Here is an 11,425-nt window from a genome sequence, read left to right as displayed (position 1 = left end):
TGGGTCAATTATCGGGTGGAGTGGGGCGGGTTTATTTATATCCCGGTGGGGTCCGACAATTGACAGCAGAACCCGCCCCTACAATTATCAATTATCAATTACAAAATAGTTAAATAAGTATCCATTGAGGTTTCTGGTAATAGCTTTAATTGCTGATTTTTTAAATCGAGTTCAATTCCTAATGCTTCCAGAGGCAAAACCCCCAAAAGCGCCTCGCGTCCTCCCGGTAATTCTAAGCATTCAAAAGTTCCTTCTCTACCCAATAGGGAAATACTAGCGTCTCGGAAAACTCTGGCTTTACTGAAGCCGTTAGCGGTAGCTACATCAACTTCTTTGAGTAATTCCAAACCCCATTGAGCGATCGCATTGGAAGGGAGGCATAATATCGTTGTGTTGGGGCGGGTTTATTATAGTTGTGGTGAAGAGGAGAGGTATGATAAATTATCAATTATCAATTATTAATTATTAATTATATCCATGCTTCCCGATCGCACCTGGCGCAGCAGCTACTCTACCAACGAAAATAACCCGATTATTGACTTTTATATTCCGGCTTTGGAAAACTGTAGTCAGTACGATCGCAAGTCGGGATTTTTTGCCAGCGGGATCCTCAGCCGAGTCGCCGCCGGGTTGGGTTCCCTGTTGCATAATGATGGGAAAATGCGGCTGATTATGGGTTGTCAGTTTCAGGCGGAGGACTTGGAGGCAATTCGACAGGGTTACAGCCTGCGGGAAACTTTGGGCGATCGTCTAAAAGCCTCCCTCACGCCGCCGCAGACCTTCGCGCAACTCCGACATTTCGAGATCCTCTCCTGGCTGGTAGAACACGATCGCCTAGATATAAAAATCGCCGTCCCCCTCAAGTCCGACGGAATGCCAGAAACCCCCGAACAGCAGCTAGACCCTCAACACATTTTCCATGAAAAAGTCGGCATTTTTACCGATAATGATGGCAATCAGTTGGTGTTTTTCGGGTCCAATAACGAAACCCCTAGCGGCTGGGAAAAGAATATCGAATCATTCCACGTCTACTGTACCTGGGAAGGCGGTAGGGAAGCCGAACGGGTCCATGAGGAAGTATTCCGGTTTGAACAACTTTGGCAAAACTGGGCTCCCAATGTGAGGGTGTTTGAAATACCCGAAGCCGTCCGCGCCCAACTGCTGCGCTACACGCCCATATCCAAACCCACCTGGGAACCGGCACAGGAATTTGAGACTACAGGGGATGACCCACCGCCGCCACAAGTTGCCGATACCGTCGCCGAATTGAGTCAGGAAGTGGAAGCCTTCGCCGCCCTGTTGGACTTACCGAACTCTCCCGGTTGTCTGGACTTCTGCCTAAAATCCATCCCTGTGCAACTCTGGCCCCACCAATTGAAAATCCTGCGCCGGGTGGCGGAAACCTTCCCCCGCAGTTTCCTGATCGCCGACGAGGTGGGGCTGGGTAAAACGGTGGAAACGGGGGCTATCTTGCGTTATCTGCTGGTTAGCGGTCGGGTAAAACGGGTGTTGGTGCTGGCTCCGGCTAGTGTTCAGTCTCAGTGGCACGAGGAACTTAGGGAAAAGTTTAACCTGCACTTCTGGAGTTACGGACAGAAGGAATTTAAGGACCCCTACGGGGCTGTATCAACGGTCAGAGAAGCCGAAAACCCCTGGAACCGTCACCCCCTTATCGTCGCGTCTTCTCACCTGGTGCGTCGCCGGGAACGCAGCCAGGAACTATTGGCAGCGGAACCCTGGGATTTGGTGGTCCTTGATGAAGCGCACCACGCCCGCCGCCGGACTCCGAAAGCACACCAGGATACCCCTAACAGCCTCCTGGAGTTGATGGGACAACTGCGCGATCGCACCAGGTCGCTGTTGCTGCTGTCGGCGACTCCTATGCAAATAGACGCGATCGAGGTGTTTGACCTGCTGGAGTTGCTGGGACTCTACGGACACTGGCGCTACGGGGAAAACTTCTGCGACTACTTCGCTTCCCTCTCGGAACCGCCAGACCCGTTTATCCTGGAGTTATGGCAAAATATGTCTGTGGATTACTTCCGGGGGGGCGGGGAACCTTGCTCGCGCCTGCAAGGGTTTCTGGGCGATCGCGATCGACTACTAAGCTACAAACTACAGGATATCTGGCAACGGGGTCAAAGGATGGTTAACCCTAAACAACTCTGTGGGGATGAGTCCTTTGTGGCTAGTTCCCGCCAATACCTCAGTACGAATACTCCCCTAAAAGACCTGATGTTTCGACATACCCGCGACACGCTGCGAGAATATTACCGCCTAGGACTGCTGGAAGAAGATATCCCCCGCCGGGTGGTGACCGACAACGCGATTTCTCTGGAAGGCGATCGCGAAATTCCCCTCTACCAAGCAGTTAGCGATTATGTCCGCCACTTCTACCGCCTCGCCCAAAAGCACGATCGCAAGGCTTTGGGGTTTCTGATGACTCTCTACCGCAAGCGCCTCACCAGTTCGTTTTATGCGATTCAAGAGTCCCTTAAACGGCGTTTACTCCGTTCTAATATCACGCCGGATGACCTGGTGGACCTCGAAGAAGCCGAAGATGTGGCGATCGAGGGTTTGCAGCCTTACCTCGAACAGGTAGACCCCAAGGAAATTGAGTATTTGGAAGATTTGCTGCGACAGTTTGAAAATACCGGGGAGGATAGTAAGTTGTCGTTTCTCCTGGAAACTCTGCGCCGGGAGTTCCTCGAACGCGATAGCGCGATCGTTTTTACCCAGTATACTGATACCATGGACTACCTACGAGAACAGTTGCGATCGCTTTATGGCGATCGGCTGGCCTGCTATTCGGGGCGGGGCGGGGAACTTCCCGTCCAAGACCCTGAACCTTCCTGGCGGGTGGTTCCCAAGGGGAAAATCAAAAACCTGTTTCGCCAAGGGGAAATTCAACTCCTCCTCTGTACGGAGTCAGCCAGCGAAGGGCTCAATTTGCAAACCTGCGGGGTTCTGATTAACTATGATTTACCCTGGAACCCTATGCGAGTTGAACAACGCATTGGCCGCGTAGACCGGATCGGGCAACGCTACCCGACGGTTAAGATCCACAACCTCTACTATGATGGCACGGTGGAAGCTAAGGTTTACCGCCGCCTGCGAGAGAGAATAGGCCTATTTACTAATGTGGTGGGGAACCTACAGCCTATTTTAGCTCGGGTTCCCACGTTTATCGAGCAGGCGGTGATGAGTGCTGACCCGGAAGAAGAGGATGTGCTGATGGCCTCTTTTGAGGATGGCTTCCTCACTGACTCCCTCAACCCCTCCCTCGATGAAATGGTGAAAATTGATGTAGAGGCAGACCTGGCTCAGTTGCGCCACTCCCTGCCACGGTCTCCCCTCACTTGGGAGGCTCTGGAAACCCTGTTCTCCCATTCCCAGATACTCCGGGCGGCGGGGTTTCACTTCCAAAAAGAGGGCGATCGCCTTTGGACTCTCTTCTCTGGGGAAAATGGCGATCGACACCGGGTCACTTTTTCCCCGCAGGTCTTCGAGGCTGACCCAGACCTCCCATTGATTACCTGGGGAGACCCCCTCTTTCACCTCCTCCTCGAAAGGGTTAGGGCTACCCTCGAAAAAACAGCCCCCAGGGGTTGACAACCACCCAGAGTTAATGCTAAGATATTGACATATCGCTACATAATTGAATATTTGCCGTTATAAAAAAAATGGTTATATCTCAATTATACTAAATGATAGCATAACTAAAAGCAAAAAGCAACCCCGCCAACTGAGTGCAAAAGAAATTGGGGCGGCGGGGGAAAATTTTTAGGGTTTGCTCAGGGAAGTTGTTCTTGATGTCTCCATAGAGTGATACCCTAAGAAATGGCAATATTAAATTCTTCTAAAGCTTGCCGAAACATCGGATTAGCGAAATAAGGAAATAGGCGAAAGCATGGTCAGCACCGCAGAAAAAACAAAAATCGGCTACATTACCCAAGTAATTGGTCCAGTTGTAGATATTAAGTTCCCTGATGGCAAACTGCCGGAAATCTACAACGCTCTGAAAATCTCTGGCAAAAACGAAGCCGGCCAAGAGATTTCCGTGGTCTGTGAAGTTCAACAACTTCTTGGTGATAACCAAGTGCGATCGGTTGCCATGAGTGGCACAGATGGCTTGGTTCGCGGTATGGAAGCTACAGACAGTGGCAGAGCGATTCAGGTTCCAGTAGGTTCTGGAACCCTAGGTCGGATCTTTAACGTTGTTGGTGAACCTATTGATAACCTGGGTCCGGTTCCCAATGATGAAACTTCTTCTATCCACCGCCCGGCACCGGCTTTCGTAGATTTGGAGACTAGCCCATCAGTCTTTGAAACAGGTATTAAAGTAGTAGACCTGTTGGCTCCCTATCGTCGTGGAGGCAAAATCGGCCTGTTTGGGGGGGCTGGTGTTGGTAAAACTGTAATTATTATGGAGTTGATCAACAACATCGCTAAGGCTCACGGGGGTGTTTCCGTGTTTGGTGGTGTGGGAGAGCGTACCCGCGAAGGGAATGACCTCTACAACGAAATGATCGAGTCCGGGGTAATTAACAAAGAAGATCTGCCTCAGTCTAAGGTGGCTCTGGTTTATGGACAGATGAATGAACCCCCCGGAGCGCGGATGCGGGTGGCTCTGTCGGCTCTGACAATGGCTGAATACTTCCGTGATGTCAGTAAACAAGACGTTCTATTATTTATTGACAATATCTTCCGGTTTGTACAAGCGGGTTCGGAAGTGTCTGCACTCCTGGGACGGATGCCTTCTGCTGTGGGATATCAGCCCACCTTGGGGACGGAAATGGGTGAGCTGCAAGAACGGATTACTTCTACTAAAGAGGGCTCAATTACCTCTATCCAAGCGGTATATGTTCCGGCTGATGACTTGACAGACCCGGCACCGGCTACTACTTTCGCTCACTTGGACGCGACTACTGTATTGTCTCGTGCTTTGGCATCGAAGGGTATTTATCCGGCGGTTGACCCCCTCGATTCTAGTTCGACTATGTTACAGCCTAGTGTGGTCGGGGAAGAACACTACCAGACTGCTCGTGCTGTACAGTCTACTTTGCAGCGCTATAAGGAACTGCAAGATATTATCGCGATTCTGGGTCTTGATGAACTTTCCGAAGAAGACCGCCTAGTTGTGGCTCGGGCTCGGAAAATTGAACGCTTCCTATCTCAGCCTTTCTTTGTGGCTGAGGTGTTTACTGGTTCTCCGGGTCAGTATGTGCCCCTGGAAAAAACTATTAAGGGTTTCCAGATGATTCTCAATGGAGAACTAGACCACCTGCCAGAACAAGCCTTTTATCTGGTCGGTGATATCGATATGGCGATCGCTAAAGGCGAAAAAATGAAGGCTGAGAATAAATAACTCGGTCTGAATTAACCTGGAAAGGTGTAGTTAGAGAGTCAGAGTCAGAGGAGATAATCCGCCTGATTCTGATTCTTGAGTGCAAAAAAGGCGCTTCAATTGTGGATTTTACTATTAATAACTGAAAATGACATTAACTGTGCGTGTTATAGCCCCAGACCAAACGGTTTGGGATGATACGGCTCAAGAGGTGATTCTCCCAAGCACTACAGGTCAGCTTGGTATTCTTAGTGATCACGCTCCCCTACTAACGGCTTTAGATCCGGGAGTTATGAGGGTGAGAGCTAAAAATGAATGGATGAGTATTGCCCTAATGGAAGGGTTTGCTGAAGTTCAAAACAATGAAATAACTGTTCTGGTCAATGGTGCCGAAAAGGGTACAAATATTGATGTTGAGAAGGCTCGCGAAGCCTTTAATCAAGCTCAAGCAGCCCTAGAAACTGCTAACGCTGGTGCTAATGTGCAGGAACAACTGAAAGCGAAGCAAGGGTTGAAGCGTGCCAGAGCCCGTCTACAGGCGGCGGGTGACAAGGTGGTGGAATAACCAGTTTCTGGTGAAATCAACCACCAAGAAAGAAGAGACAAGGCGTGCTTATAGACAGGGCGTGCCTTGTCTGTGCGTTTTTTATGAAAAGGTTTAGTGATGGTTTTTCAGACTGTCAATTAAGTGAACTAGCCAACGATACAGGAGAGGATAGTTGCTAATTGATCAGCATTGTCGATAATTGCCGTTTGGCGGTAAATACAACCGGGGGGTTAGGGTTTGCCACCATATCAAATGCGATCGCAGCCTATACAGTATTAAATATATATCGCAAATAGCGAGGAAAGGTTAGTTGACAAGGAGTTTAACCGTCCCCTAGAGGTTCGGTAAATACCCCTTCATGAAAATGACTAACCGCCCACAGTATAGAGATAAGAATCGATCCTGAAGATCTTATTCAAATAAGAACCCCCGGACTAAATTAAAGTTTCCAGGTTTGACCTGTGGTCAGATACTTGGGTGAATCGATAACGCCTGAGTAAAGCCGATTTTGTAGTTATGATAGGAGAAAAGACACCAATATGGGAAAGGTAGTTGGAATTGACTTAGGAACCACAAACTCTTGTGTAGCGGTAATGGAAGGTGGTAAACCCACTGTAATCGCTAATGCTGAGGGTCTTCGCACCACCCCGTCAGTAGTTGCTTATGCTAAAAATGGCGATCAGCTAGTGGGACAAATCGCCAAGCGCCAAGCGGTAATGAACCCCGACAACACATTCTATTCAGTAAAACGGTTCATTGGCCGTAAGCAGGAAGAAGTTAGTAATGAGTCTACAGAAGTTTCTTACAAGGTTCTCAGAGACAGTAGCGGCAACGTTAAGCTAGACTGTCCGGCACGAGATAGACAATTTGCGCCAGAGGAAATTTCCGCCCAGGTACTACGCAAACTGGTAGAAGATGCTAGTACCTATCTAGGGGAAACGGTAACGGAAGCTGTAATCACTGTTCCGGCTTACTTTAATGACTCTCAACGCCAAGCGACTAAGGATGCTGGTAAAATTGCTGGTATTGAAGTTAAGCGGATTATTAACGAGCCTACGGCTGCTTCCCTAGCCTATGGGATGGATAAAAAAAGCAATGAGACTATTTTAGTCTTTGACCTTGGGGGTGGTACTTTTGATGTTTCCATCCTAGAAGTGGGTGATGGGGTATTTGAGGTATTGGCTACCTCTGGTGATACTCACCTGGGTGGTGATGACTTCGACAAGAAAATAGTGGACTACCTCGCTGGGGAGTTCATGAAAGGAGAAGGCGTTGATCTGCGTAAGGATAAACAGGCGCTACAACGGCTAACAGAAGCGTCGGAAAAAGCGAAGCAGGAACTATCTAGCGTTACCCAAGCTGAAATTAACTTGCCGTTTATTACGGCGACTAGCGATGGTCCTAAACATTTGGATATGACCCTGACCCGCGCTAAGTTTGAGGAAATCTGCTCTGATTTAATTGACCGCTGTCGTATTCCTGTGGAAAATGCGATCCGGGATGCGAAACTGGATAAGTCTGCTATTAATGAAGTGGTAATGGTGGGCGGGTCTACTCGTATTCCGGCGGTTAAGGAGTTGGTTAAACGGGTTCTGGGTAAGGAACCTAACCAAACGGTCAACCCTGATGAAGTGGTGGCTGTGGGTGCGGCAATTCAAGCGGGTGTTCTGGCTGGTGAGGTTAAGGATATTCTGCTGCTAGATGTTACCCCTCTGTCTCTGGGTGTGGAAACTCTGGGCGGTGTGATGACTAAGATTATTCCCCGTAATACGACGATTCCTACTAAGAAGTCTGAGGTGTTCTCAACTGCAGTTGATGGTCAGACTAATGTGGAGATTCACGTTCTCCAGGGTGAACGGGAAATGTCCAATGATAACAAGAGTTTGGGAACTTTCCGCCTAGATGGGATTCCTCCGGCTCCCCGTGGTGTTCCTCAAATTGAGGTAACTTTTGATATTGATGCCAATGGTATCTTGAATGTTACCGCTAAGGATAAGGGTACTGGTAAGGAACAATCTATCAGCATTACTGGTGCTTCTACTTTACCGGATACGGAAGTTGAACGTATGGTTAAGGAAGCTGAAAAGAATGCAGCCACCGACCGTGAACGCCGCGAACGTATTGACCGTAAGAACCAGGCTGATACTTTGGCTTATCAGGCTGAAAAGCAAATTTCGGAACTGGGTGATAAGGTTCCGGCTGAGGATAAGTCTAAGATTGAGGCTATGATTAAGGACTTGCGGGATGCGATCGCTCAAGAAAATGATGATCAGATTAAAACCTTGACTACTGATCTGCAACAGGCGCTATATACTCTCAGCAGTAATCTATATCAGCAAGCTGGTGGCGCAGCGCCGGGTGCTGAAGGGCCTGGACCGGGTGCGGGTCCCAATGATGGTGACGGCGGCGGTTCTGATGATGTGATTGATGCGGACTTTACCGAGGCTAAATAAGTTAGTTAAGGTTGGGTATTGCACATAATTAGACTCGGATTCACTGATAGAGGGTATTATATTAATATCCCTCTATTTTTTTGGGAATTTGTCGAGGAGGTTCTTTGAAAAAAGCGATCGCATTACGAGAACTCAGACAATTTAGTGATTTTTTAGATCGAGCTATTCGGATTCCGGGAACTTCCCAAGGTATTGGTTTAGATCCTCTCATCGGATTAATTCCCGGTGGTGGTGATTTATTGGGAGCGGTATTAGCTGGATATATTGTGTTTAGGTCTTTCCAATTAGGTCTACCTAAGAAATTATTGCTGATTATGACATACAATATTGTTATAGATACGGTGTTAGGAACTGTGCCTATATTTGGTGATTTATTTGATGTCCTTTGGAAAGCCAATGTTAAAAATGTCGATATTTTAGAATCCTATTTAATGGATTCTGAAGAGGAAGATATAACCAATATTAACAACTATTCAGATGGGGATTTTAGGGGTAAGGGTTGCCTGATATTTACGGCGGTGTTATTCAGCATACTAATCCTAATTTTGGTATTAATAATTATCCTGGCTATAACAGGTTAAATAATGTGGAATTACCTAGATATATGGGCAGAAATTCTGGATAAAGCAGGATTATATATCAAAGGGCGATCGCTTTAATCATACTTAACCAAAATTTAACATATAGTAACTGCCAGAATAATTAGGGAGTTGGCTGTTCCCTGTGGTAAGGAAAGACCAGGTACAGCTTATCTATACTTTTCAGTGTTAAACTTCCTATAGTATGTATTAACTGTTACCCGATTCAGGTATTATCCAATCAATCACCTGTTTCCCTGACTCCCAGGATGAATTTGAGATTATGGCAAAATCTAAAAAAACCGACAACTCCACATCTGTCAAAATTGACATGAGGGACCCTCAATACTTTTTTAACCGAGAACTTAGTTGGTTAGAATTTAACCGCCGGGTACTAGCGGAAGCATTAGATTCTCGCACGCCACTATTAGAGCGTCTAAAATTTATGGCAATATTTAGTTCCAATTTAGACGAATTTTTTATGGTGAGGGTAGCCGGGTTAAAACGACAAATGGAAGCCCATGTTAATAAACTTACCCCTGACGGTAGCACTCCCAGACAGCAGCTTACAGAAATTCACGAAAAGTTGCTACCCATGGTATCTGAGCAACATAATGTTTTCGATAAAACTATCAAAGCTGAACTCGCCCAACATAATATTCACCTACTAAACTACATCGACTTAAATCAGGAACAGCGTAACTATTTACACGAGTATTTCGAGTCACAAATTTTCCCAGTTCTCACTCCGTTAGCCATTGATAGAAGCCATCCTTTTCCCTACTTATCTAACCTCAGTCTTAATCTAGTGGTGGTGCTAAAAAATCCCGAAACTAACGAAGATTTATTAGCTAGAATTAAAGTCCCGAAACTATTACCTAGATTTATTGCACTTCCCAACCAATCCCATAAACCCGAAGAAGGCGAGAGTTATTTTTGGGCGGGAGTTCCGATTGAACAGCTAATTGCTCATAATTTGGAATCTCTATTTCTGGGAATGAATATTCTGGATTACTATCCTTTCCGAATTACCCGGGATGCGGATTTATCGGTTCAGGAGGATGAAGGGGATGATTTATTACTAGCAATTGAACAGGAGTTAAGGAAGCGGCGTTTAGGCGGTTCTGTGGTGAGATTAGAAGTAAATACCGCCATGCCCCAGTATATCAGAGATATGCTAATGGAGGAACTAGAAATAGCTCCAGAGGATATTTATAGCTTAGATGGACTGCTAGACCTGAAAGATTTGATGTCGTTTATATCCCTTCCTATACCGGAGTTAAAAGATGCTGATTGGACTCCGGCTCTACCCAAATGGTTAGCTGATAGTGATGAAACTACCTGTTCGAGTAATGGTGAACTGGAAAAGGATATTTTTGCGATTATTCGACAGGGTGATGTATTGGTGCATCATCCTTATCAATCTTTTTCAGCAACAGTACAGCAGTTTATTACCCAGGCGGCGGATGATCCGAATGTATTGGCGATTAAGATGACTTTGTACCGAACTTCTGGGGATTCGCCAATTATTAATGCTCTGATTGCGGCGGCGGAGAATGGTAAACAGGTGGCGGCTTTAGTGGAGTTAAAGGCGCGATTTGATGAGGAAAATAATATTCATTGGGCGCGGAAGTTAGAACAGCGGGGAGTTCATGTGGTTTATGGGGTGGTGGGGTTAAAAACCCATACCAAAATTGTGATGGTTGTGCGCCATGAAGAAGGTCATATCCGCCGTTATGTTCATATTGGTACGGGAAACTATAACCCCAAAACGGCGAAACTTTATACAGATTTGGGGTTGTTTAGTTGTCGGGAAGAGTTGGGAGAGGATTTAACGGATTTGTTTAATTTCTTGACTGGGTATTCTCGCCAACAGTCCTATCGGAAATTGCTGATTGCGCCTGTGAATATGCGCGATCGCTTTTTGGGTTTAATTCGCCGAGAAATTGACAACTGTAACGCCGGGAAGACGGGGCGAATTGTGGCGAAGATGAATTCTTTAGTTGACCCGGAAATAATTGCTACTCTTTATGAGGCTTCCATGGCGGGAGTAACGATTGATTTAATTGTGCGAGGGATTTGTTGTTTACGTCCGGGGGTGAAAGGAATTAGTGAAAATATCAATGTAATTAGTATTGTGGGGCGATTTCTGGAACACTCTCGGATTTTCTATTTCCACAATAATGGTGAGGAGGAGGTTTATATTGGTTCAGCAGATTGGATGCCAAGAAATTTGAACCGACGAGTAGAGGCGATCGCACCCGTGGAAGAACCGAAACTTGCCAAAGATTTACAGGAAATCCTAGGGATTATGCTATCAGATAATCGTCATGCTTGGGATTTACAGTCAGACGGGATTTATATTCAGCGTCAACCGGCTGATAAGGCTCCTCAACTAAGCGCCCAAACAATTTTTATGGAAACTGCGGAAACGGGGAAATAAAGTCCCATCAAAGGGCAAAAAAACCCCACCGTTTATAGGTGGGGTAAATTGTCGTAA

At 46.7% G+C, this 11,425-nt stretch carries 6 protein-coding genes and 1 pseudogene; 6 read left to right on the top strand and 1 reads right to left on the bottom strand.

Translation table 11 applies throughout. From position 1 onward, the window contains the following. Window positions 1-98: 98 nt before the first annotated feature. A pseudogene (locus P5674_RS14505) lies at window positions 99-389 on the bottom strand (aspartyl protease); the annotation flags it as partial. Between the two features lie 88 nt (window positions 390-477). On the opposite strand from P5674_RS14505, the gene P5674_RS14500 reads away from it, so the two are divergent. From P5674_RS14500 to ppk1, 6 genes are all read left to right on the top strand, one after another. Then, window positions 478-3,612: an SNF2-related protein gene (locus tag P5674_RS14500; protein ID WP_315670058.1), complete on the top strand. Its 3,135-nt coding sequence runs from the start codon at window positions 478-480 to the stop codon at window positions 3,610-3,612. Between the two features lie 298 nt (window positions 3,613-3,910). Further along, complete coding sequence (gene atpD / locus P5674_RS14495) at window positions 3,911-5,368, top strand: F0F1 ATP synthase subunit beta (protein ID WP_006617133.1); 1,458 nt, start codon at window positions 3,911-3,913, stop codon at window positions 5,366-5,368. 127 nt (window positions 5,369-5,495) lie between these two features. Continuing rightward, complete coding sequence (atpC, locus tag P5674_RS14490; protein WP_006617134.1) at window positions 5,496-5,912, top strand: ATP synthase F1 subunit epsilon; 417 nt, start codon at window positions 5,496-5,498, stop codon at window positions 5,910-5,912. A gap of 521 nt (window positions 5,913-6,433) precedes the next feature. Next, on the top strand, window positions 6,434-8,347 hold the full coding sequence (dnaK, locus tag P5674_RS14485; RefSeq protein ID WP_006617135.1) for a molecular chaperone DnaK: 1,914 nt from the start codon (window positions 6,434-6,436) through the stop codon (window positions 8,345-8,347). 104 nt (window positions 8,348-8,451) lie between these two features. Next, complete coding sequence (locus P5674_RS14480) at window positions 8,452-8,928, top strand: DUF4112 domain-containing protein (protein WP_434475127.1); 477 nt, start codon at window positions 8,452-8,454, stop codon at window positions 8,926-8,928. A 280-nt stretch (window positions 8,929-9,208) separates the two neighbouring features. Continuing rightward, the gene (gene ppk1 / locus P5674_RS14475) at window positions 9,209-11,368 is read left to right on the top strand and encodes a polyphosphate kinase 1 (protein ID WP_006617904.1); all 2,160 of its coding nucleotides are present in this window, start codon (window positions 9,209-9,211) and stop codon (window positions 11,366-11,368) included. Window positions 11,369-11,425 lie beyond the last annotated feature (57 nt).

The organism is Limnospira sp. PMC 289.06 (genome assembly GCF_032350395.1).
GTDB classification, from domain to species: domain Bacteria; phylum Cyanobacteriota; class Cyanobacteriia; order Cyanobacteriales; family Microcoleaceae; genus Limnospira; species Limnospira platensis.
This window is presented reverse-complemented; position numbering and strand designations above follow the sequence as displayed.

What these genes read in the sequence shown, in the direction of transcription:
- atpD (WP_006617133.1), top strand. Translation starts at nt 3,911, where the DNA reads ATGGTCAGCACCGCAGAAAAAACAAAAATCGGCTACATTACCCAAGTA.
- ppk1 (WP_006617904.1), top strand. Translation starts at nt 9,209, where the DNA reads ATGGCAAAATCTAAAAAAACCGACAACTCCACATCTGTCAAAATTGAC.
- dnaK (WP_006617135.1), top strand. Translation starts at nt 6,434, where the DNA reads ATGGGAAAGGTAGTTGGAATTGACTTAGGAACCACAAACTCTTGTGTA.
- P5674_RS14500 (WP_315670058.1), top strand. Translation starts at nt 478, where the DNA reads ATGCTTCCCGATCGCACCTGGCGCAGCAGCTACTCTACCAACGAAAAT.
- atpC (WP_006617134.1), top strand. Translation starts at nt 5,496, where the DNA reads ATGACATTAACTGTGCGTGTTATAGCCCCAGACCAAACGGTTTGGGAT.